Origin of the sequence: Rossellomorea sp. y25 (assembly GCF_038049935.1) — a bacterium.
Lineage (GTDB): Bacteria > Bacillota > Bacilli > Bacillales > Bacillaceae_B > Rossellomorea.
Genome location: NZ_CP145886.1, coordinates 2074363 through 2099149, shown reverse-complemented (window position 1 = coordinate 2099149; position 24787 = coordinate 2074363). Strand labels below are relative to the sequence as shown.

The 24787-nt window shown below is 41.1% G+C and carries 19 protein-coding genes; 1 reads left to right on the top strand and 18 read right to left on the bottom strand.

Annotated elements, in window-relative coordinates:
* Nucleotides 1–23 precede the first annotated feature (23 nt).
* The 4 genes from mutL to AAEM60_RS10420 form a co-directional block, all read right to left on the bottom strand.
* Complete coding sequence (mutL, locus tag AAEM60_RS10435) at nucleotides 24–1913, bottom strand: DNA mismatch repair endonuclease MutL (protein ID WP_341357880.1); 1890 nt, start codon at nucleotides 1911–1913, stop codon at nucleotides 24–26.
* 13 nt (nucleotides 1914–1926) lie between these two features.
* A complete protein-coding gene (gene mutS / locus AAEM60_RS10430; RefSeq protein ID WP_341357879.1) occupies nucleotides 1927–4548 on the bottom strand; it encodes a DNA mismatch repair protein MutS in 2622 nt (873 codons plus the stop codon).
* A 189-nt stretch (nucleotides 4549–4737) separates the two neighbouring features.
* Nucleotides 4738–5358, bottom strand: coding sequence for a VTT domain-containing protein (locus tag AAEM60_RS10425; RefSeq protein WP_341357878.1), 621 nt, complete (start codon nucleotides 5356–5358; stop codon nucleotides 4738–4740).
* A 117-nt stretch (nucleotides 5359–5475) separates the two neighbouring features.
* A complete protein-coding gene (locus AAEM60_RS10420; RefSeq protein ID WP_299741039.1) occupies nucleotides 5476–6294 on the bottom strand; it encodes a hypothetical protein in 819 nt (272 codons plus the stop codon).
* 130 nt (nucleotides 6295–6424) lie between these two features.
* Here AAEM60_RS10420 and AAEM60_RS10415 point away from each other — a divergent pair, with 130 nt between their 5' ends.
* Nucleotides 6425–7351, top strand: a complete 927-nt coding sequence (locus tag AAEM60_RS10415; protein WP_299741037.1) for a VanW family protein — start codon at nucleotides 6425–6427, stop codon at nucleotides 7349–7351.
* A 49-nt stretch (nucleotides 7352–7400) separates the two neighbouring features.
* Here the strand turns inward: AAEM60_RS10415 and AAEM60_RS10410 are convergent, their stop codons facing one another.
* From AAEM60_RS10410 to AAEM60_RS10345, 14 genes are all read right to left on the bottom strand, one after another.
* Nucleotides 7401–7769 carry a VOC family protein gene (locus AAEM60_RS10410; RefSeq protein ID WP_299741035.1) on the bottom strand — a complete coding sequence of 123 codons (369 nt, stop codon included), beginning with the start codon at nucleotides 7767–7769 and terminating at the stop codon, nucleotides 7401–7403.
* Between the two features lie 107 nt (nucleotides 7770–7876).
* A complete protein-coding gene (locus tag AAEM60_RS10405) occupies nucleotides 7877–9232 on the bottom strand; it encodes an aspartate aminotransferase family protein (RefSeq protein WP_299741033.1) in 1356 nt (451 codons plus the stop codon).
* A gap of 21 nt (nucleotides 9233–9253) precedes the next feature.
* The gene (locus tag AAEM60_RS10400) at nucleotides 9254–10720 is read right to left on the bottom strand and encodes a CoA-acylating methylmalonate-semialdehyde dehydrogenase (RefSeq protein WP_299741030.1); all 1467 of its coding nucleotides are present in this window, start codon (nucleotides 10718–10720) and stop codon (nucleotides 9254–9256) included.
* A gap of 148 nt (nucleotides 10721–10868) precedes the next feature.
* Entirely contained in the window at nucleotides 10869–12470 is a 1602-nt protein-coding gene (locus tag AAEM60_RS10395) for a PucR family transcriptional regulator ligand-binding domain-containing protein (RefSeq protein WP_341357877.1), read from the bottom strand.
* A 72-nt stretch (nucleotides 12471–12542) separates the two neighbouring features.
* Nucleotides 12543–12728, bottom strand: coding sequence for a hypothetical protein (locus tag AAEM60_RS10390; protein WP_299741026.1), 186 nt, complete (start codon nucleotides 12726–12728; stop codon nucleotides 12543–12545).
* Between the two features lie 21 nt (nucleotides 12729–12749).
* A complete protein-coding gene (locus AAEM60_RS10385) occupies nucleotides 12750–12953 on the bottom strand; it encodes a hypothetical protein (protein ID WP_113968125.1) in 204 nt (67 codons plus the stop codon).
* A 63-nt stretch (nucleotides 12954–13016) separates the two neighbouring features.
* Complete coding sequence (locus AAEM60_RS10380; RefSeq protein ID WP_299741024.1) at nucleotides 13017–14489, bottom strand: NCS1 family transporter; 1473 nt, start codon at nucleotides 14487–14489, stop codon at nucleotides 13017–13019.
* Between the two features lie 131 nt (nucleotides 14490–14620).
* Nucleotides 14621–16048 carry a dihydropyrimidinase gene (gene hydA, locus AAEM60_RS10375; RefSeq protein WP_299741022.1) on the bottom strand — a complete coding sequence of 476 codons (1428 nt, stop codon included), beginning with the start codon at nucleotides 16046–16048 and terminating at the stop codon, nucleotides 14621–14623.
* Nucleotides 16049–16064: 16 nt separating this feature from the next.
* Nucleotides 16065–17351 carry an NAD-dependent dihydropyrimidine dehydrogenase subunit PreA gene (preA, locus tag AAEM60_RS10370; protein ID WP_299741020.1) on the bottom strand — a complete coding sequence of 429 codons (1287 nt, stop codon included), beginning with the start codon at nucleotides 17349–17351 and terminating at the stop codon, nucleotides 16065–16067.
* 23 nt (nucleotides 17352–17374) lie between these two features.
* On the bottom strand, nucleotides 17375–18730 hold the full coding sequence (locus AAEM60_RS10365) for an NAD(P)-dependent oxidoreductase (RefSeq protein WP_299741018.1): 1356 nt from the start codon (nucleotides 18728–18730) through the stop codon (nucleotides 17375–17377).
* Nucleotides 18731–18822: 92 nt separating this feature from the next.
* A complete protein-coding gene (locus AAEM60_RS10360; protein ID WP_299741016.1) occupies nucleotides 18823–19713 on the bottom strand; it encodes a nitrilase-related carbon-nitrogen hydrolase in 891 nt (296 codons plus the stop codon).
* Between the two features lie 451 nt (nucleotides 19714–20164).
* Nucleotides 20165–21613, bottom strand: coding sequence for a carbon starvation protein A (locus AAEM60_RS10355; protein WP_299741015.1), 1449 nt, complete (start codon nucleotides 21611–21613; stop codon nucleotides 20165–20167).
* A 297-nt stretch (nucleotides 21614–21910) separates the two neighbouring features.
* Complete coding sequence (locus AAEM60_RS10350) at nucleotides 21911–22432, bottom strand: ankyrin repeat domain-containing protein (protein ID WP_299741013.1); 522 nt, start codon at nucleotides 22430–22432, stop codon at nucleotides 21911–21913.
* A 100-nt stretch (nucleotides 22433–22532) separates the two neighbouring features.
* Nucleotides 22533–24701 carry a DNA topoisomerase III gene (locus AAEM60_RS10345; protein WP_341357876.1) on the bottom strand — a complete coding sequence of 723 codons (2169 nt, stop codon included), beginning with the start codon at nucleotides 24699–24701 and terminating at the stop codon, nucleotides 22533–22535.
* Nucleotides 24702–24787: the final 86 nt, after the last annotated feature.

Below are 24787 nucleotides of genomic sequence, written 5' to 3'. Positions count from 1 at the left end.
TGGTTCATCCCCCTGTTCTGATCCTACATTATACGTTTAAACATCTTTTCCATTTCATACGTTGAATAGTGGATAAGTATCGGTCGACCGTGGGGACAGGTATATGGATCACTGGTCCTTCTAAGTTCATCCAGTAAAGCTTGCATGTCCTCATTTCGCAAATGATGGTTTGCCTTGATCGAACCTTTGCAACTCATCATAATCGCTGCTTCTTCCCTGAGCTTTTTGATATCCACCCGGTTCATTTTTAACACCTGTTCGATCATATCTTCGATGGTTTGCTGTTCTTCCCCTTTTGGAAACCATTGAGGATGAGCCCTGACAATAAAGCTATTGTAGCCGAACTCTTCCAGAAACACACCAACGTCTTCCAGAAGATGGCGGTATTCATTAATTTTAATATACTCGTCTGTAGAAAATTCAAGAGTAAGTGGGACCAGGAGTTCTTGGAGCTCTTTCGCAACCTCTCCCACTTTTTCTTTAAAGAACTCATATTTTATTCGTTCTTGAGCTGCATGTTGGTCAATAATATATAGGCCACGATCATTTTGGGCGAAGATATACGTACCATGCATTTGGCCGACAGGATAAAGCGGGGGAACTCCAGGAGAGCGGCCTTCCTTTTCAAGTACTTCTTCCACATTTGTATCCTGGAATCCCACTGCTTCCTCAAGGGAATCCATTAAGTCCGGAACTGCTGGTTCACCGGATACAGGAATTTTTGCCTCATGGGATTCGTCCCTTGGTGGTTCTGGTTCATAAAGCTTTTCCAACTCTTCCTTAGGAAGCAATCGTTCACGGACCTCACCTCTGAATCCCGTACTTTCTTCTTTCGGTTGAGGTTTATGCGAATGGTCTAGGCTCATAAACGTTTGCTCTGATTTCGGTTGTACAACCCTTGGTGCCACGGACCCTGAAGGAATCAATTCTCTTCTTTTAAACACCTTTTTGATTCCTTCAGTAACTAATGTATTTAATTCACTTTCTTTACTTATGCGGACTTCCATTTTGGAAGGATGTACATTCACATCTACCAGTATCGGATCCATTTCTATGCTAAGAAGGACGATAGGGTGACGCCCAATCGGAAGAAGTGTGTGATACCCCTCCCCGATCGCTTTCGCCAAAGCATAGTTCTTTATAAACCTCCCATTGATCATCGTTGAAATATAATTTCTGGAGGCACGTGTAACCTCCGGCAGGGAGATATAGCCCTTTACCTTGAAATCAAGTGAGCTCACTTGGATTGGCACCATCTTCTTGGCTATTCCGATCCCATAGATAGCGGCCAGAACTTGCAGGACATCCCCATTACCATTGGTGTGTAACAAAGATTTACCGTTATGCAGAAGCTTGATTGAAACGTTAGGATGCGCCAGGGCAATCCGGTTCACTACATCCGTAATGTTTCCCAGTTCAGTATGAATGGTTTTCATATATTTCAATCGTGCAGGTGTATTGAAAAACAGTTGGGAAACTGTGATATCCGTCCCTTTTCTTGACGACGTTTTCTCAAGGGAATGAATTTCTCCACCTTCAAGCTCGATACATGTACCCGGACCATCTCCCGTGCTCGTTTTCAGGACAAAATGGGAAACGGAAGCAATACTGGGCAGGGCTTCACCTCTAAATCCCAAAGTACGGATACGGAATAAATCATTTTCGTCTTTAATTTTACTCGTTGCATGGCGTTTGAATGCTGTCTTCACATCGTCTGCTTCAATTCCGTCACCATTATCAATGATTCGTATCGAATGTAAACCTGCTTCTTCAATATGAATTTCGATCACAGTTCCGCCTGCATCTATGCTATTTTCAAGGAGCTCTTTCACAACAGAAGCCGGTCTTTCCACTACTTCACCGGCGGCAATTTTATTTGAGAGGGAATCATCAAGCTGAAATATTTTCACCACAGTTTCACCTCCTTTAGTTTTTTAATTTTTTCTGGATTCCGTAAAGGGTGTTCATTGCATCTAATGGAGTCATCTCCAGAATATCCAGCTTTTTAAGCTCATCTAAGCATTTCTTCTCTTTAGAAGTAAAATTTTCTTTTTTCTCCTGTTTCTCTGCGGTAAAGAAGGAAAGCTGGGCAAGTTCTTCTTCATTTGGTTTTTGTTTATCAATAGCTGTTTCCCTAGCTACAGCCACTTCTTTAGAAAAAGATGGCACTTCCTTTCGCTCGAGTTCAAGAAGGATTTCGTTCGCTCTCTCTATCAGGACCTTAGGCAGCTCAGCAAGCTCGGCAACATGAATTCCGTAACTTTTGTCGGCTGCCCCCTCCTTGATTTTATGAAGGAAAACGAGCTTTCCGTTCTGTTCCATGGCACTTACATGCACATTTTTCACTTTTTGTAGTTCTTCTTCAAGAACGGTCAATTCATGATAGTGAGTAGAGAATAAGGTTTTCGCTCCTATATGATCATGAATGTATTCAATAATCGCCTGGGCAAGTGCCATTCCATCATAAGTGGAGGTACCGCGACCAATTTCATCAAATAATATCAAACTTTGCTGAGTCGCGTGGATGATCGCATTTCTCGCCTCTAACATCTCAACCATAAACGTACTTTGACCTGAAATCAGATCATCGGCTGCCCCGATGCGTGTGAATACTTGATCGAAGATTGGCAGGTTTGCCTCACTCGCAGGAACATAACAGCCAATTTGAGCAAGAATACTGGTTAAAGCTACCTGTCTCATATAGGTACTTTTCCCCGACATATTCGGTCCTGTAATAAGAAAGACTTCTCTTTCTTGATCCATATAGCAGTCATTCGGAACATATTCCTGAGCACCCATAACCTTTTCCACAACTGGATGACGTCCATCCCTCAGCAGGATTCTTCTTTCGTCATTAAAAACAGGGCGGGTGTAATGACGCTTTTCACTGACCGTTGCAAAACATTGAAGAACGTCCAATTCACTTACGAGCTTCGCAAGCTTCTGAAGGCGGGGAATGAATTCTTTCACTCTTTCACGAATTCCAATGAACAGTTCATATTCCAAATCAACGCTTTTTTCATCAGCCTGAAGGATAAGCGCTTCTTTCTCCTTTAACTCAGGGGTGATGAATCGCTCCGCATTTGTTAATGTTTGTTTTCTTTCATAGCGGTCTTCTTCCAGGTGTTGAAGGTTTGCTCTCGTTACTTCTATATAATAGCCAAAGACTCGGTTAAATCCTACTTTAAGGGACCTAATTCCCGTTCGTTCCCTCTCGTCCCGTTCGAGTTGAGCAATCCAGGACTTCCCGTTTTTACTTGCATCGCGGAATTGATCAAGCTCCTCATGATACCCATCTCGAATTAAGCTTCCCTCTTTAATGGATAGTGGAGGATTTTCTACAAGCGCTTGTTCGAGGAGGTCTGTTAATTCTTCACACGGATCAAGCTTGCTTACGATGTCATCGGTTGCTTCATTTTCGAGTGATTCCACCAGATGTTTTAAAAGGGGTACTTGCTGAAGCGATTTTTTCAGCTGAATCAGATCCCGTGCATTCACATTACCGAACGCAACCCTTCCTGCCAGTCTCTCAAGATCATACACTTCCTTTAAACGTTCTCTAAGGTCCTGCCTCTCGAAGAATCGCTCCAATAGCACTTCAACAACCGTTTGACGCTTTTCGATGTCCTGTTTATGAATAAGTGGTCGATCAATCCACTGCTTTAGTAATCGGGCTCCCATAGCCGTCATCGTTTCATCTAATAGCCAAAGAAGCGAACCTTTCTTTCCTTTTGATCGGATCGTTTCTGTCAATTCCAGATTTCGTTTTGAGTAGTAATCCATTTTCATAAATTGATGCAGCTGATATGTCTCAACTACTTGTAAATGATCAAGGCTTCTCTTCTGTGTACGGAAGAGGTAGTGAAAAAGGATGGATGAAGCTTCTATTAGTTTATCTTGTTTTAAAGGGGCAACGAGATGAGCGAAATCTTCTCTTGCTTCAGCTTCTTTCTCATAGGATAAGGTAACATCGTTTCGTTCTTTGATCTTGCCTTGTACCGCTTCACTAAGATCCGGGTGAATGACAACTTCCTTCGCACCAATCGTAGATAATTCATTCAACAATGCTTGAAGGCCATCTGTCACTAATGTCACTTTTGATTCCCCTGTTGTTAAGTCACTATAAGACAATCCGTATGTTTGGTCATTAAAATCGGACACAGAAGCAATATAATTGTTCTCTTTATCATTTAAGCCTTTCCCATCCATTACCGTACCGGGTGTAATGAGCTGAACAACTTCTCTCCGTACAACTCCCTTAGCTTGTTTCGGGTCTTCGGTTTGTTCACAAATTGCTACTTTAAAGCCTTTATCGATGAGCTGCTCTATGTAGTTAGGAGCAGAGTGATAAGGAACACCACACATGGGAATACGTTCCTTTCCTCCCCCATCACGACTTGTTAACGTTATTTCAAGTTCTTGAGATGCAGCAATGGCATCATCAAAAAACATTTCATAAAAATCTCCTAAACGAAAAAATAAAAAGGCATCTTGGTATTCTGCCTTTACTTGTAAGTATTGTTTTATCATTGGAGTATATTGTGTCATGGTTTCATTCAAACCTTTCCAAGTAAATCTACTAATCTCTCGACTATTCATTATATCACACGTAAAAGGTTTGGAGCATGTAGTAGATTGAGGAAACCAGATCTGGTAACTTCAAGATTAGTGTGTACCTCCTTTACTCACTCAAAAAATAGATCCGCTTCTAGAATGAGAAGCGGATCTATTTCTTACTTATTTGGCTTGTTTTGCTATGCTTGACTCATCGTCCAAACAGCTGGAGTTTTTTTCCTTAAACTTGAAAAAATATTTATAAGAAAAGAAACCAATCAACAGTATAGCCCCTCCAATGAGAAGGTAGGTTTGTATGTTACTCATCAAAGATTGTACATGTTTGAGATTTCCATTCTTCCCGACTATTAACATCGTGAGGGTGATGGGAAAGATTCCGATAAACGTCAGTCCGCCAAACTTCCATTTGTTCACTTTACTAATACCTGCAACATAAGAGATATAGTTACCAATGCCAAGTGGTCTCGTGATGGCAATACTCCACAAGCCACATTTCCGAAACCATTTCTGACCTTTAGCCATTTTCTTTGAGCTGGTTTTTTCTTTGATTTTATCTTTTAATTTATATCCTATTCCATAAGGGATATAACTAAATAACGTATAAACCAAGCTGCTTGTGAATGCTAATATGATCAGCTTCGTCCATGATGGATCTAAAAGGTAACCATATGTCAGCGTCACGAGAGCTCCTGGAAATGGTAAGGATGACGCTTCAATTGCATTTCCAGCGAATAATCCCCACATCCCAAGCTCCTTAATTAAATTTATTACAAAATCAAACATCGGTGTGTTCCCTCCACGATTCATTTATATACCCTTTTCCCTATTTTGCATATTAAAAACGCTCACAAAGAATAAGAATTCATCCACTGGAGGGAAATAATGTATTCGAATTGACCCTTATTCCATTTCCTCAAGAAATGCATGACCGTCTATTTTCCATTGATCTTCAATCGCATCTTTCCGAATGATGAATTGAACGTCATTTTCGTCCTGAGATTGATCGGAACGTACCCATTTCACTCTAACCTGAATCTTCATCCCCACCAGTGCAGGTAAATCCTCTACAGGAAGTATCGATCTTTGAGTAATATCAATATGTTTCACTTTCTTAAGGGCCTCCTTCACAGACCCATTACTTCCAAACATCACTTGTGAAAGTAACTTTTGATCATGCTGATTGAAAGCAATCTCCATAACGCTGATCAACTCATAGGGGTCTAATTTGTATAGAAACCCATCCAGTTTTCCACCCGCTTTTAAAATCATGATCTTATGGGCCAAATCAGGTGTTGGTGTCTTATGGGTTGTACTGCCATAAAAATGCACGCAGAAATGTCCCGGAAAATTGTTTTGGAGAGCGCCTGCTCCGTGCGGCATTCCGTTCATTGAGGCAGATATTAGTTGATCATGTACTAAAACGAGAATTGCACGACGGTCCCAACTCCATTTTCCTCCATAGATGGATTTCATGATTTTCGTGTCTTTTTTTGTAATTGGTTGTACATCCGCATGTTTGCTTCCTGCTCTTCTTTGTACCTCGAAAGAAAGGCCGGTTTCTACATCAATGATCGTAAAATACGATTGTTTAGGAATGATTTCTTTCACTTGATCCCACGGAAGTATTTCTACAGTAAAACTAGGCATTGCCCCCGCAGGTTTAGCACTGCAGGCAAAAAGTAAAGACACAACCATCATGAACCTGAATAAATAAAGCATGTAAAGACCTCTTTTTTTTCCTTAGTTTCTAATCACAACTGCAAATACATAACCATCAATTTTTGGCAATTAGGATTTAACATGAAAGAAGCCTTTTCCACCGATACTACATACGAAAGGAAGGGTTCATATGCTCTGGATTAAACTTAGTTCAATTGGTCTTTTACTGTTTCCTGTGATGAATGGTCAAGATCAATTACATATTCAATTTCAAAATCATGCGCCAATTTCGATAGAACGAAATTCATTGATTATACCATTGGTGGATGAACCAATAATGGACGAAAAGCAATATGAGGAATTTGTTTCAGAAGTGCAAAATCAGGTCTATACCCCTCCTCAGAATGCTTATATCAATGAAAAAAATCAAATTATTTCAGAAAGAGCCGGTTACAAACTTAATGAACGGCGATTTCGTGATCTGGTTTATTCCTTCTTCTTTTCTAGAGGGTCAATCAATACGGAAGCACCCCTTATGACAATACATCCCAAAGTCGACAGTGAGATCCTTTCTCACATCCGAACACAGCTTATTGGAAGATACGTCACATATTTCAATAAGCATAATGAGGAACGGACTCAAAATATCGTTCTAGCGACAGAGAAGATCAATAATACGGTTGTGTTCCCTGGAGAAGTATTCTCCTTTAACGGTGTGGTAGGAAAAAGAACGAAAGAAAAGGGATATAAAAAAGCCCCCGTGATTGTAAAAGGGGAACTCTCAGAAGATATTGGGGGTGGTATTTGTCAGGTATCATCCACTTTATTTAATGCGGTTGACCAGGCAGGTGTAAAAATATTAGAACGGTATCATCATTCAAAGAGGGTTCCTTACGTGCCTCTGGGAAGAGATGCTACAGTTAGCTGGTATGGACCCGACTTCACTTTTAGAAACGCTTATAACCAGCCACTGCTCATCCGTGCAAAAGTAATTGGTGGGCAAGTTATCACTTCGATTTATTCTTCCGATCTTATCAATGTAGAAAAAAGGAAGGTGCCTAGCGCTTCACAAGAATTATCTTCCGAGAAAGATGTGGATAAATCTATTCAAGAATAGTGTTCTTAGAATGAAAATGCACCTCCTTATTCATGAGGTGCTTTCCTTATTAATTGTATTCTAGAAATTCAATTCGATTACCAAATGGATCAGAGACGAAAAAGCGATCTCTGCCGTTAATCGGAGTATCTTCTTTTATCCTGATACCTTTCTCCATCAGGGTACGCCTAAGTGCATCTAAATCTGTAACAAGTAATCCTGGATGTGCTTTTGTTGCTGGCACAAAATCATTTTGTACCCCTACATGAATTTCTTGTGGTCCATATTGGAACCAACAACCGCCTCTCCCTTGAAGGTTTTCAGGTTTCGGTATTTCTTTCAGACCAAGAATTTCACCAAAGAACTTTCTAGCTTCCCCTTCGCTGCCTTTTGGTGCAGCAAACTGAATATGGTCAATACCTTTGAAAATGATGCTCATTATGTATCTCTCCCCTTTGATTCTTACTCGTTCATTTTACCATAAAATTCAATTTAAGAGAAAAAAGGAAAACATCTGCAAAGCAGATGTTTCCCTGGAATTATAAATTATTGAAGTTGTCGGATTCCATTCATAACGGTTGATACTAACAGATCCAAATCTTCCTCCTCAATGTTTAATGGAGGTGATAATGTTAGCACATTATTGTATCCGGCAACCGTTGCACCATTTTTCCCAATGATTACCCCTTTTTGCTTACAGTACCCAATCACTCCATTGACCATAGAAATATCTAAAGGTTCTTTTGTATCCTTATTACTTACCATTTCAATTCCAATTAGCAGACCTTTCCCTCTGACATCTCCAACATATTGATGATCTTGCAAATGATTTTTCAACGTGTTCAAAGCCTTTTCACCGAGATCAGCGGAGCGTTCAAAAAGCTTCTCACTCTCCATGATTTCAATGTTTTTCAAGGCAAGAGCACATGCTGCCGGATTTCCGCCAAATGTATTAATATGACGGAAGTAATCATATTCCTCAGATCCTTTAAACGCTTCATATATCTCTCGCTTCACGGCTGTTGCAGACAGTGGAAGGTACGCACTGGTAATCCCCTTAGCCATCGTAATGATATCCGGCTTCACATCATAATTCATGAAACCAAAAGGCTTGCCTGTACGTCCAAACCCACAAATCACTTCATCGACAATCATGAGTGCACCATGCTTCTCACAGACTTCTTTCGCCGCTTTCATATATTCATCTTGTGGAACGAGTATCCCACCCCCTGTGATGATCGGTTCCATGATTAACGCAGCCACTGTTTCACTTAATTCCCAGGTCATTGCTTGATCAATTGCCTTCACTCCAGGAAGTTCATGTGGACTTCCCCCCGATGTTTCATCGCGATAGCTATCGGGTGGAGCGATATGGATAAATCCGGGAGCTAACGGCTCATACTTATATTTCCGCTGAGCCTGACCTGTTGCGGCCAGGGCCCCCATGGAATTCCCGTGATACCCTCTATATCTGGAGAAGATTTTATACCGTCCGTGTTCCCCTTTTTGCTGATGATACTGCCTTGCTATCTTAAAGGCGGTTTCATTGGCTTCTGAGCCACTGTTGGAAAAGAAAATGACATAGTCATCCCCTAGTAAATGATTTAATTTCTCAGCAAGCTCAATAGCCGGCTGATGACTTTGTGTTAGTGGAAAGTAAGCCATTTTTTTAAGCTGAAGATAAGCTGCCTCTGCTAATTCCTGTCGACCATATCCTACGTTTACACACCATAGCCCTGCCATGCCATCCAGAAATTTTTGACCATCTTTATCTGTAATCCAAGACCCGGCAGACTCTGTAACGACCATTGTTCCATCAGGATTGTATGGTTTCATGGAATGCCAAATGAGCTTTTCATCATTCCTTAACCATACATCTTGAGATTGACCTGCTTTCACCATGAAAGTTCCCCCTAACTCAGATTAAAAATCAAATCGAGAAGTGATCATTTTCTTCCTAGTATAGAAATTTACTCCGTCCTTACCGTTTACATGCATATCCCCATAGAAAGAATCCTTCCACCCTGAAAATGGGAAGAACGCCATTGTCGCAGGAACACCAACGTTGATACCCAGCATTCCAGCGTCTGCTTCTTCTCTGAACTGTCGGACAGCCTTTGCATCTTTTGTGTAAATCGTAGCACCATTTCCATATCTTGATTGACGAATATAATCAAGTCCTTCATCCAAATCCTTGGCTCTCAGCAAACTGAGGATAGGGGCAAACATTTCTTCTTTTGCAATGGTCATATCCGGTGAAACATGGTCAAAGATCGTTGCACCCAAGAAGTTTCCTTCCTTGAAGTCATCCATTTCTTTACGCCCATCTCGTATGAGGGAAGCGCCTTCCTGCAGGCCTTTGTCAATATACCCCAGTGTCTTCTCTCGATGTTCTTTTCGAATGACGGGAGTGAGAAGCACTTCTTCGTCCATTCCGTTACCAATACATAATTCATCTGCTTTTTTACTTAAAGCTTTAACAAACGGTTCATTATCCCCTACAACCACTACGGCACTGCACGCCATACATCGCTGGCCAGCGCTGCCAAACGCTGAACTGATAATATGCTCAGCCGCTTTATTCATATCTGCATCAGGCATGACAACATGATGATTCTTCGCACCGGATAATGCCTGCACCCTTTTCCCATGAGAGGCAGCCTGTTGGTATACATATTTAGCCACCGGCTGAGACCCGACGAAGGATATGGCTGCGACATCTTTATGCTCGATCAATCCATTTACGACATCATGTGCACCATGCACGACATTTAGTACACCATCGGGCATTCCCGCATCTGTTAATAACTCTGCAAGCCTATTGGCTAAAATCGGGGTTCTTTCAGATGGCTTCAACACGAAAGTATTTCCACACGCAATTGCAAGCGGGAACATCCATAGGGGTACCATCATAGGAAAGTTAAAAGGCGTGATCCCCCCCACTACACCAAGTGGATAGCGGAACATTTCTGAATCTATATCCTCTGCAATACCACTAAGCGTTTCACCCATCATTAAAGTCGGTGCACCACAAGCGAATTCCACACACTCAAGCCCCCGCTGCACTTCACCATACGCCTCTTTAAATGATTTACCATTTTCCTGTACAACCAGTTTGGCCAACTCCTCATGATTGTCAGAAAGTAAGGAATGGTATTTATATAGAATACGGGCACGTTTTGGAACCGGCGTCTTCTTCCACGTTTGAGAGGCTTGCTTAGCAGCCTTCACAGCCATAGCGACGTCTTCTTTAGTAGAAATCGGAACTCTTGCAATCTCTTCATTTGTAGCAGGATTCACTACTTGTAAGGTCTGCGAGCTAAGAGAATCAACCCATTCACCTCCAATGTAATTCTTTAACACAGCTACGTCTTTTTTTATGATCGTCATATTCAGTTCCTCCTTATTTTTTCATCGGAATTTTCTGATTGGTGTAGAACCTGTCGTATAGCTTATAGTTTTATTATGAAAGAAATTGTAAGTGGTTTCATTAGACATTGTGTAAAATAACCTGATATCTCAATTTGACATTTTACAATTAATTAATCTTCGACTTTTTCAAAGAGCTAAGTGGTTGCAAATAGTCATGGGCAGCAAGGAGAAACTCGATGGCCACACGTTTATCAGAGGTCATGAAATCATCTCCAAGTAAATCTTCAATTTTTTTGAGGCGATGGTAGAGTGTTTGTCTTACAATAAATAGTTGTTTGGATGTTTCCTGTTTTGATCCCTGACATGCAAGGAAAACCTTCAACGTCTTCAATAGACTGCCATCATGTTTACGATCATAATCCAGGAGCGGAGTGAGGTACTCTTCGATCATTTCCCACAGATTAACATTGTTGTTAACAATTGAAATCAGCCTGTATAAATGCAAATCATCAAAGAAAAAATACGCTTTTGATGCATCCACCTTTGACTGAAACATGAGACTATCTTTAGCTGTTTCATAGCTCTTGTGAATTTCCATCGTCTCCATTTGGTACTTGCCAGTTGCAAATACTGTTTGTGAAGAATCTTTAAAGAAATCAGACTGAAGAATCTTTTCGTAGGCAGTGGTGACTCTCGATTTCCAATCTCCAGTCCTCCTGGTGTCCAGAAGAATGAAAATGAGATCATTTCCTATTCTTTCGGGTAACACACGAAAACCCTGTTGTTCAAAAATGCTTCTGGTGACAAGGTTAAAAAAGGTTAAATCAATCGGCTCTTGTTGATTCAGCCTATTCGTCTGGCAAATACAGACGACACCACCATTGACCTGTACATTTAAGTCTCCTAAAAATGCGGATAGTCTCTCATAGGACTGTTCTCCTTTTAGCCAACAGGTAATCCATTTAGAGTCTTCTAAACGTTTTTGCTCGTTAAAATACAATTCTCTCATTAAATACTGTGCTAACGCCGTTGAAGTTCTGTCCAATATGAGGAGCTCGTATTCGCTAAAAGGATGATCGCTTCTGTATATACATAACTCTGCGTATTCCTGGTCAAATAGAATAACTTTAGTGGAGGCAAAATGATGATTACGGGAATCTTTATGACTGTGATAACATTTTCGTATTCTCTCTTCATCAGGTGAGCACATGAGAGGATAGATTTCCACCTCTTGCTCTTTTAGCTGAAATAGTACAGGGACAGCAAGCTCCTTATGTAAAACCTGAAGGATCTCTCTGAAGTGATTTACGCCGAGGAGCCTCCTGTTTAACTCCTGTGCATATGAATCCAGTTTTTTTATCATGTCGTATTGCTGATTGATGAGTACGGAGTGAATATCCTGAGTTATACTAACAAACGGAACTTCCCTTTGAAACACGATAATAGGAAAATCAAATGCATCTGCACACTTTAATACAGAAATTGGAATCGTAGAAATATTTGTATCAAGTTCAATGCAAATGGCCGCTGCTTCACTCTCAATTAACTGATGAAGGAGTGAAAGAAAGGTCTCCTCCTCTTGTAAAGCGATTCCTGTAGAAAGGATCAGTTCATTTCCGTTAAGAAGATTCTTTATCGATGTTACTTCGACTACATGGACCCACTTAACTTGACGGCTGAGACCATTGTGCCCAGCAATCACTTTAGCATGTTCAAAGTACCTTCTTACTAGAATATCTTCTACTGAGAAATAGTAATTACTTTTCATTTTTCTCTCCTCTTGTTCTGCCTTAGGAAAATGGAGAAAAAGGATTGGCGGAACCAATCCTTCATTTTGCTTCTATTCTTCTATATAGGGGATTGCAAACTGGATCTCTTCACTCCACCATTTCATTATTTCTTCATCTGATAGCTTTTGTGAAGATAAAACGGCTAACACCCAATCGATTAGCTCATCAGACGTTTGCATATTTCCAGGAAAGAGTGTCAGTTCCTTTCCTTCATGAGGTCCCATAACGTCACTCATCCAAGTTTCCCCCTTCAACTTTTAGTTTTGAAGTAATAGATTTGAGAAATATTTTCGTGCATTTGCCGTTTTCACATGAAGAGTGGCACTTCTTTTATTTTCAGTATGCTTAAACAGAACAAATGCCCCACTTAGGTTCTCTGTTATTTTCTCAATTTTAAAGCCTTTTTGAATGAGAAAATCAATTTTATCCCGTTCACTTAAAAACTCTTGATAATCAGACATGACGACACCCTTTCTATCGTATCTTCAGATAAGAACTACCTTAACTACCTTGCTTCCATGATTCTAAGAAAAACTTGTGCCTGTTGGCGATTCGTCTGATACAATGACTTCTTCGTCGACTTGAATTTCCCAATCGCGGCCGACAGACAAGCCAAGATATTTCTCATCACTCGGATCAATCAGTTCTGCCTGCGCGTATTTCTTAAACCACCAGAATTTAGCCAATACATAATAGCAAATAGCTCCAACCCCGAAGCCGACTAAAAATGAGAAGTTTGGAACGTAATAGGAGGCAATCCCTCCAATAATCCATGAAATGAACCCTGCAAGATTCACTCCTTTCATATACTTGAATTGTCCTTTGTCTTCATATAATGCAGGTACATTGACTCTTCGTTTCCTGATAAAGTAATAGTCTGAAATCAAAATTCCAACGATTGCTGACAGAATTCCCCCTACAAAAAGGAGAACCGGAATGATGACACCAAATAAATTCCATGGCTGTACAAGTGTCCCAACGATACCTGCTGTAATAACCCCTGCCCAGAACGGAAATCTCGGTCCCCCGACATTAGAGAATATGGTTGCAGCCGGAACGATATTCGCAGCAATATTCGTTGACCATTGAGCCAGGACGATCATCAGGAGAAGGACCCCTAAAACGAATCCGCTCGCTGCTTCTTGAAGAGCTACAACGGGATCATAATTTAGTACGGCAATATATGAAATCCCACCAATTAACACCATAAATGATTGAGTGATAGGAAGAGCTACAAGGTTACCAATTAACGAGCTTTTATTTCTCTTAAACCAATTCCGCTCATTTTTTGGAGCTTTCATGAATCGGGAAATGGACGGAATGTCAGCAGATAGAGTTGCCCAAAATCCCATATTACTGAATATGACAACCAGGAAAGCCGTAAACGTGGCAGCACCTGTTACCGGACTTTCAACCCAGCTCCAAATGTCTCTCCCTTGAGAAGCAGCTGAATCAGACAAGGAAGAATACATCCATACAGAAATAAGAATGATGACAGGTGCAGCAAGGTCGGCAAATCTTTCTACCGCTTTGATCCCCAGAGCAGTATTTACTAATTGAAGGACAGCAAAAATCAAGAAACATACAAACCAATTATCAAAACCAAATAAAATATTTAAAATACCATTCATTGCTGTTGCACCAAAGTAAGTGTTTATTCCAAACCACATTGATGCAGCCAGACCTCGCACTACAGAAGGAATATGGGTACCAAGGGTTCCAAAAGGTGCTCTCATATAAACTGGAAATGACACCCCATGCTCAATCCCGATATCCCCGGTCAATGTAATAAATAGACCGATCGCAAGTGACCCAATAATGGTGGCAAGCACAACAAGAGGCAGAGGCAGGGATACGACCCCGGCTCCTCCAATGGCGAAGGTTGCAAGGACCACAACCATTCCTACCCACATAAATGAATAGCCAAGCTTGGTGATTTTTCTTTCGCTCTCTTTAATCGGTAATAAATCAGGAGACTTTAAATAACTTTTCTTCATCTTGAACACCCCTTATTTGTTTGCATCGAATGGCAAAACCAAATCTTTGACAAGAGAGGCCAGAGGGAGGCAGTCTCCCCTCCCCCGGCAGGAGTTGTTCTACAGTTAAGGTGCATTGTTTTCTAAAGTTTTTAAGACTTAGAGGATTGGAGTGCTTCACTCTCTTCACTTGCAAGAAGCTTACCGTATTTCGCTCTCTTAATATACTTTCCGGTTCCCAGCTTACCGACGAACTGTTTATCTTTAATGACATATTCACCTCTGGACAATACAGAAACAGGTTCACCTTTTATATTCATGCCTTCAAACGGGTTATAATCTGCTGCCATATGATGAGTTTCAGCGCTTATCACTCTCTCAGCACTTGGATCGAAAATGACCACATCTGCATCAGAACCCACTGCAATGGTTCCTTTCTGAGGATAAAGACCAAACAGCTTTGCACTTCGAGTAGACATGATATCAACAAACTGGTTTAAGCTTATCCGCCCTTTCTCAACTCCTTCTGAGAATAATATGGATACTCGGTCCTCAACAATCGGTCCGCCATTCGGGATTTTAGTGAAATCATCTTTCCCAAGATCCTTCTGCCCTTGGAAATCAAATGAGCATTGATCAGACCCTAACGTTTGCAGCTGGCCACTTTTCAAGGCATTCCAGAGAACATCTTGGTGCCACTTCTCACGAAGGGGCGGAGACCAAACGTATTTAGCTCCCTCAAAATTCGGACGCTCTAAATAGGTTTGATCAAGCACAAGATACTGAGGACATGTTTCTCCCCAAACATTCAATCCTTTACTTCGTGCTGCTGAAATCTGTTCAACGGCATCAGAGCAGGATACATGTACAACATATAATTGGGAATCTGCCAATCCGGTTAGTTTAGCTGCGCGGCCAGTCGCTTCACCCTCCAGTTCAGGAGGTCTCGTCAACGCGTGATAAATTGGTTCCGTTTTCCCTTCCTCTAAAGCCTTTTCGGTTAAATACTCAATAACGTCGCCATTCTCAGCATGTACCATTACCAGTGCCCCTAATTCCTTCGCGGCTATTAAGGTTCTAAATAGCGTTTCATCGTCTGCCTGGAACACATTCTTATATGCCATAAAGACTTTGAATGATGTAATCCCCTCTTTATCCATCACCTCAGGAAGCTGTGATAGAACATCTTGATTGATTTCCCCGATCATTAAATGGAAACTATAATCGATGACTGCTTTATCCTTAGACTTCGCATGCCAAGTATCAATTGCATTTTGAAGAGGTTCTCCCTTATTGGTCAAACAGAAATCAATGAGTGTCGTCGTTCCTCCAAACGCTGCTGCAATGGTTCCACTCTCGAAATCATCCTTTGATACCGTCCCACCGAAGGGCATTTCCAGATGAGTATGGGGGTCGATCCCACCGGGAAAAATGTACTTTCCCTTCGCGTCAATTACTTCTGCACTGCTAGTATCGAATCCTTTACCTATAGCTGCGATCTTCCCATTTTGTATAAGCACATCCGCTTTATATGTGTCTGTTGCCGTAACAATGGTTCCATTTTGAATTATTTTATTCATTTTCATACCTCCAGAATTATTTCGCCGTGTTTGCTCTAGCTTCGGATAGGTTCCCTACCACCGCTTGACGTTCATTCCATGTCATTGGCATATGTCCGCTTGGAACCTCTATCATGTCAATAGCTCCATCAACCGGACATACAATCGAACATAAATTACAACCGACACAATCTTCTTCCCGCACTTTTAAATAGCTGTTTCCTTTAGGGTCTTTCAGCATGTCAATGCATTGATGAGATGTATCTTCACAGGCAATATGACATTTATTACAGTTAATACATACATCCGTGTTGATTTTTGCCACAACACTATAATTTAGATCAAGATTTCCCCAATCAGAAAATCTCGGTACTGATTTCCCGACGATATCCTGGACTGAAGCAATCCCTTTTTCATCCAAATAATTATTTAAGCCATCAAGCATATCTTCGACAATTCTAAAACCGTGATGCATAGCAGCAGTGCATACCTGAACACCCGATGCTCCCATTAGCATAAATTCGACGGCATCCTGCCAATTTGAGACTCCTCCCATCCCTGAAATCGGAACGTTGATACGTGGATTTCTGGCGCATTCGGCAACCATATTCAATGAAATCGGCTTCACTGCAGGTCCGCAATAACCTCCATGAGCACCTTTTCCGGCTACATGAGGAATGGTGTTCCAGGAATCCAGATCAACCCCCGCTAAACTGTTGATTGTATTGATCATACTTACTGCATCCGCTCCACCGCGGACAGCCGCTTCAGCTGTGACTGTAATGTCGGTAATGTTTGGTGTAAGCTTTACAATTACAGGTGTCCTGGCTACCTCTTTCGCCCAATGGGTTTGTTTCTCAACAAGTTCAGGTACCTGACCGGACGCAGATCCCATCCCCCGTTCAGCCATTCCGTGTGGACATCCGAAATTCAGTTCCAGTCCATCAACACCGACATCTTCAACCTTCTTTACGATCTCATGCCACTTTTCTTGTTTAGGCTCTACCATTAATGATGCAATGATTGCATGATTCGGAAACCGTTTCTTTGTTTCATAGATTTCCTTCAAATTCACTTCTAATGGACGATCTGTAATAAGCTCTATATTATTAAATCCAGCTACCCTTTGACCGTTAAAGCTTACCGCTGCAAACCTTGAAGATACATTTATAATAGGCTCCCCTAATGTTTTCCACACAGCTCCACCCCAACCGGCTTCGAATGCTCTCTGAACCTGGTAGCCTGAATTTGTTGGCGGCGCGGACGCCAGCCAAAATGGATTAGGTGATTTTATTCCAGCTAAATCAATGTTTAAATTTGCCATGAGTTCCCCCCCCTAGGACAATCTTAATTCACGTGGACTTTCTCCAATTGTGCATGTAAATGATAGGCGGCAAGTTTCCCTTGCTCTGCAGCCGTAACGACCATCGCCTCTCCTACTCCCTTACCAAAAACAACGTCTCCACAGGCGAAAATCTTTGGATTAGAGGTTTGGAAGGTTTCCCGATTAACCTGTACAACCCCGTCTGAATGCTCCAGTCCGAACTGTTCAATAAGCGATAGATGACGAGTTTGCCCAATCGCTTTAATGACTGCGTCAACAGGAAGCACAAACAGTGAGTCTTTTACAGGAATCGGACGTCTTCTTCCATCTTCCCCGGGCTCTCCTAACTCCATCTTGATGCATTCGATTCCCGTTACTTCTCCCGCATCATTTCCTATAATTCGCTTAGGTGCCGTTAGCCAGCGGAATTCTACTCCATCCTGCTTTGCAAATTCGTACTCAAAATCATAAGCCGTCATCTCTTCTTGTGTACGTCGGTATAAGATTTTTACATTGTCTGCTCCTAAGCGGACAGAACAGGTAGCTCCATCGATAGCTGTATTTCCCGCCCCAATCACCACCACTTTTTTGCCCACATAGTCTTGCGTCAGCTTGCCACTTTTCGTTGCCTTAACAAATTCAATGGCGTCATGAACTCCTTTTAAGTTTTCCCCTTCAATTTTCAAATCTGGAACATGGGACATTCCTGCTGCCAGGATGACAAAATCATGGCTCTCTACGATTTCATCTGCAGATATGTCTTGACCAACTTTTACATTGGTTCGAATATCGACATTCAATTTCTTTACCTGGTCCACTTCCCAAAAGGATACGCTCTGGGGTAGGCGGAAAGATACGATACCATAAGTATTCAAGCCTCCCGCTTCTTTTTCAGCTTCATAAATGGTCACTTCATAACCGAAACGTGCAAGTTCCCTTGCAGCAGATAGACCGGCTGGTCCCCCTCCGATAATCCCAACTCTAATCCCGTTTGGTTCTCCTGCTTGAAATAGCACAGTGTCGTTATGTCTCGCCCAATCTGTTGCATATCGCTGCAGGTCACCAATCATGATTGGCTTGGTAGAATGATTCAGTACACAAGCCCCTTCACACAGCTCTTCTGTCGGACAGACACGTGAGCAGCTCGCTCCCACGGGATTTGCAGTCATGATTGTTTTGGCCGATCCTTTCAAGTTTCCTGATGCGATTTTTTTAATAAAAGAAGGTATATCTATGCTTGTGGGACAAGCTTGTATGCACGGAGCATCATAACAATACAAACAGCGATTCGCTTCCTCCAATGCTTCCCTATTGGTCAATCCTTCATGGGCTTCGAGAAAATTCTTCTCAAGATTGAGTAACGAAAGTGTGTTAGACAAACTGACTTCCCCCTCTTTATTTCCAATTGATTTTCATTACCTATTAAACACACCACGGCTGACAATGATGGTTCACCGTCAGCCTCAATTTATCAAGGAAGTAAAGCCGTCATATCGTTATAGGTTTCAGGCCTGCGATCACGATAGAACTGCCATGTATCCCGGACTTCTCGTAATAATTTCTTATTCATTTCACCTATGATAACCTCATCACTATCTCTGCCTCCAATGGAAACAAAGCTGCCTCTCGGATCGACTAAATAAGACTGTCCGTAAAATTCACCCATATTCCAGGGACCCTCAAAACCAACACGATTAATAGCTCCTAAGTAGTAGCCGTTTGCCACCGCATGGGCAGGCTGCTCAAGCTTCCATAAGTATTCAGATAAACCAGCTACGGTTGCAGATGGATTGAACACAATTTCTGCCCCTTTTAATCCTAATAAGCGGGCTCCTTCAGGGAAATGACGGTCATAACAAATATAAACTCCCACTTTTGCATAAGCAGTATCGAATACCGGGTACCCAAGGTTACCAGGTTTAAAATAATATTTCTCCCAGAATCCGTAACCTTCCTCTCCAACTCCCACATGTGGAATATGCTGTTTCCGATATTTTCCGAGATAGGATCCATCTGCATCGATGACCGCTGCTGTATTATAGTAAGTGGCTATTCCTTCTCTCTCATAGATTGGTAGAACGATGACGACACTAAGCTCTTTGGCTAACGCCTGAAACTGTTTTGTGGTTGGACCATTGGGTATTTCTTCGGCAGAGTCATACCACTTTGGATTTTGTTCGGAGCAAAAATAAGGACCATAGAAAATTTCCTGTAAACAAATGATTTGAGCTCCCTTTTTTGCTGCGTCTCGGACCAGTTCCACATGTTTCTTGATCGCTTGCTCCTTATGGACGTCTACTCCTTCACTGCCATCCACATCATGAGAAGCTTGAATAAGTCCAATTTTCACCAAGTCTGACATTTCATTACCCCCTACACAAATAGATTTTATAAAATAGTAAGCGCTTTCATTGTTTTTTGCTCCATTGTTTCACACTTACTAGATTTCACTGGCTGAAATTAAAGTCTGAATTTTAAGTATTTTCACTTTATTTTAACTCGTACATTTACAGAATGCACTATACATTCTGTAACACTAACTTCCTATCTTATTTGTCACTATGTACATTCTTGAAACATTCTGATCATCTTGATCGTTTCTCTTAAGGTAGCATACTTATTTTACGAAATTTGTAGAATGATTTGTTATAATCTTTTAAAAATTCAGTTTTCATTCGACAATAAAATCTGCCTATTCTCTGGATTCATTTATTTTCATTCCTAAGAGTCTGTGCAACTGCACTTGAACCATTTGAACTTTCCAAATAAAAAACAGCCTTCTCTATTGAAAAGGCTGTTTTTGTCGATAATCGTTATGAATTTACTGAGTTCATCTCTAGTAATTTTTGTCTGCGGGGTTTGTATTTTACTACTTGTCCTACAAACCAAATCAAGACAGCCAACCAAATGACGGATCCAATTATCATCGCTGTTGAATAAGGTAGACCAAAACCTTCTGGAGCGTAAAAAATATACGAACTCACAACTCCTGTCATAAACAATGCAGGGATGCTGCAAATCCAGTGGAACCTTGCCTGCTGTAATAAATAAATGGCAGCGGTCCACAACATGACGGTTGCTACTACCTGGTTGGACCAGCCTACATATCTCCACAGGAAGGTATAGTCGATTTGAGTAAGTAAAAATGTCGGGATTGCCACAGGAATGACCAACAAGACCGGCAACCATTTCCCTTCTACATCTTTCTTCCGCAGATCTTTCAGTAAATCTGCAAGCATCATTCTAGAGGATCTTAAAGCGGTATCGCCTGTTGTAACTGGAAGGATGATTACACCAAGGACAGCCAGTATTCCACCTAAAGTTCCTAACGTCGTATTGCTGATCTCATTTACCACTCCAGCAGGTCCGCCTGCGGCCAACGCTTCTTGAAGCCCCGCCGTTCCATTGAAGAATGCCATACCTGCTGCAGCCCAGATCAAGGCAATGATCCCTTCAGCTACCATCGCCCCATAGAATACTTTCCGACCTTCACTTTCTCTTTTTAAGGTTCTGGCTAAGATGGGACTTTGAGTGGAATGGAATCCAGAGATTGCTCCACATGATACAGTAACCATCAGTAAAGGCCATAGAGGCAGTTCATTTGGATGTAAATTTTCAAATGTTAGATTTGGGACTGGATGCTCAAAGAAGAACAAGCCAATTCCGATCGCCACTGCCATAAAGATAAGGATTGCTCCAAAGAACGGATAAACCTTTCCAATAATCTTATTGATCGGTAAGATAGTCGCAATAAGAAAGTATGTAAAAATAAGGATAAGAGACGTCATAAAATTCAGAGGTGTTACCTCAGCCATTAATTGTGCAGGTCCCGACGTAAAAGCAGCGGCTACGAGAACCATCAACACGATCGATAAAATGTTCATAACGGATTGCACGGGCTTTCCTAAGTATTTTCCCACGATAGAAGGAAACTGTGCTCCATTATGCCTAAGTGATAACATTCCTGAAAAGTAATCATGAACCGCTCCTGCAAACAGAGTGCCGATCACGATCCATAGAAATGCTACAGGTCCATATAAAGCACCTAAAATTGCCCCGAAGATCGGACCTAACCCCGCAATGTTTAACAATTGAACCAGGCTCGCTTTCCACCAGCTCATGGGCATATAATCCAAGCCGTCTTTCTTTTTATATGCAGGTGTCACATTGGAATCATCAACACCGAAAATCTTTTCTACCACCTTTGAATAAATGAAATAACCTACTACTAGAATACAGATGGATGCAAGAAATGTTAGCATCACGATGTCCTCCCTTCAGTAAATGAATTTAACGTTTATTTTAATACGATAAACGACAAAAAACAACAGAATTTTCTAAAAATATTATTTTTTTAGAATTAAATGATATATTTCTTATGTACTTAAGTCGTTTAAAACAATGTTGTAAGGGATTTCATTATTTTAAAAAAGTTTTATAACATAATACATATTCAGTGAATCATGTTGACAAAATCAACACTCTTTCAGAAAAGACCCTTTTGAAAAGGCAAAAATAAAAAACACCCCTTATAAGAGGTGCATGACACGCGCTGGAAGCTACTGTATCTTTCCTTTTGCAAATTTTTCATGCGCTTTTAAAAATTCTTTATTATTCCTTTCCTTTGCAATTTCCAATGGAGTACGTTCATTTCCTGAATGTAGCTCTTGCCCTTCTCCGTGAACCAGTAATAGGGACACAATCTCTTCACTTCCGTCGAAAGCAGCGATATGTAAAGGTGTGTGACCAGATGAATCCGGTTGATTTACATTCGCTCCTTGCTTTAGTAAAAATTCCACAAGTTCTTTAGAGGCTTTCCCTGCTATCCCTGCATGCAAAGCTGTGTTGGAAGGTATGTAGGAAACTTTCGAATTCGATAGGGAATTGATATCCGCACCAAAATTCAAAAGAAGTTCGACAATCTCCATATGTCCATAATGTGCAGCCACTCCCAAAGCCGTTAATCCATGTTCATTATCTGCATTACAGAGGTTTGTGTCATTTCTCAATGACTTTTCTACTGTCACTTTATCACCGGTTTCAATTGCTATAAAAAATTCTTCAATTGTAAAGGTTGTCATCACTTTCACCTCATTTTTTCATAATTACAAATATTCTACCAATTCAAATCAAAAAAAGATAGGGAAGACTCCCAAATTAGGGAGTCTTCCCTATAAAAAATTACTGATCCAGTTTTAATTTGGCTAAAGCATCAGCTAATGCGGTATTGACAGGCTCTTCCTTCTGTTGTGTTTTCAAATACTTATTTACATCTCGTTTTGTAGCTTTACTGTTCTTTGCTTTTTTCCTACGATCATTGAACGTTGATAGTTTTTCTCTATGTCCACATACACAGGTGAACATCTGCCCTTCCCCTTCTCCTCTTAAATCCAAGCGCTTATGGCAGTTAGGGCAACGGGCATTCGTCTTTTTACTGATATTTTTCCGATGACCGCATTCACGATCTTGACAGACCAGTTTTTTTCCATGCTTGTTTTTTATCTCCAGCATCAGATTCCCACAGTCTGGACATTTCGTACCCGTTAGATTATCATGAGAGAACTTCTTAGTGGAATTCTTGATTTCACTTACTGATTTCTTCGTGTAGTCTTTAATTTCTTTTAAAAATTCCTGTTTATTAAGGGAACCGTTCGCGATTTTCTCAAGTTTTTGCTCCCACTCTGCTGTGAGTGTCGGGGATTGTAATTCAAGAGGGGCCAAATCCAATAATTGCTTTCCTTTAGAGGTTATAACAATTTCTTTTCCTTTCGGCTCAATCACTCCTGAGTTAAAAAGCTTTTCTATTATATCTGCCCTTGTCGCAACTGTACCCAGTCCCCCCGCTTCATGTATGGTATTGAGAAGATCTTTGTTGCTATCTTTCATGAACTTTTTAGGATTTTCCATAGCAGATAGAAGTGTTCCTTCATTGAAACGGCCGGGAGGGTCCGTTTTTCCTTCTGTTTCTTTCATTGCCAGAACAGTAAACATATCCCCTTCTTCCATTTTTGATAGCAATTGATCTTTTTCGGAATCAAAATCATATACTTCTTTCCAACCGTTTTCTAAAATCCGCTTTCCTTTTGTCTGAAAGGTTTCAGTACCTATCCTTGCTTCTATTGTCGTTTGCTCATACAGGTATGGAGGGTAGAATGCGGCTAAGAAGCGTTTCACGATTAATTCATAGATCTTTCTTTCACGGTCCTGTAACTTTTGGAGGAACGGTGTCTCCTCCGTCGGGATAATGGCATGGTGATCTGTCACCTTTTGGTCATCGACATATGCTTTTGAAAGCTGCATTGAGCTCTGCAACGCTAAATGAGCCATTTTGCGATAAGGTTGGACGCTCACTGCTTTCAATCGGTCCTTCAATGTAGATACCATATCACTGGATAAATGCTTGCTATCTGTTCTAGGATAGGTTACTAATTTATGCTGCTCGTACAATTTCTGCATAATGGATAGTGTTTCTTTAGCTGAGAAGCCAAAAATCTTATGGGCATCCCTTTGGAGTTCAGTTAAATCATATAAAGAAGGAGCGTAATTCTTCTTTAGGGATTTTTTTACTGACTGAATAGTGATTTCCTTTTTGTCTTTCAGTAAATTCATGACGTTTGTTATTTCTTCTTTAGAAAATGTTTTTGTATCTTTATTTTTACGGTTTGTCCAAATGAACGTACCGCATTCCGTTGTGGCTTGTGCCCCATAATAAGTTTGTGGTTTAAAGTTCCTGATTTCTTCTTCCCTTTGAGCAATGATGCTTAACGTAGGTGTTTGTACACGTCCACATGATAACTGTGCATTGTGCTTGGTAGTCAGAGCCCTGGTTGCATTCATTCCCACATACCAATCGGCTTCAGATCTCGCTTGGGCAGCAGCATATAGGTTTTCGTATTTTTGGGCATCTTTCAGTTTATTGAATCCGTCTTTAATCGCTCTGTCGGTGACAGATGAAATCCATAATCGTTTCAGCGGTTTATTTACCCGGGCCTTTTCAATGATCCAGCGGGCAACAAGCTCCCCTTCCCGACCGGCATCAGTGGCAATGACAATCTCTTTTACGTCCGGACGGTTCATTTGCGCTTTGACTGAACTAAATTGCTTCCCTGTCTTCTTAATGACCACGAGGTTGAGGGATGGGGGAAGCATAGGTAAATCCTCAAGGTTCCATGATTTGTAGCGGTCATCGTAGCTTTCAGGTTCTGCTAATGTGACTAAATGCCCCAGGGCCCAGGTAACAATATATTCGTTCCCTTCCAGGAATCCATTTCCTTTTTTCGTACACTGAAGTACTCTGGCAATATCTCTACCGACAGAAGGCTTTTCTGCCAGGACTAAAATCTTTTTCATGTAAAAAATCCTTTCACAGCTAAAGTTTCAATATCTTTTTTATTTTAACATACAATAAAACGATTAGTCCTTTAGAGTTCACGTCT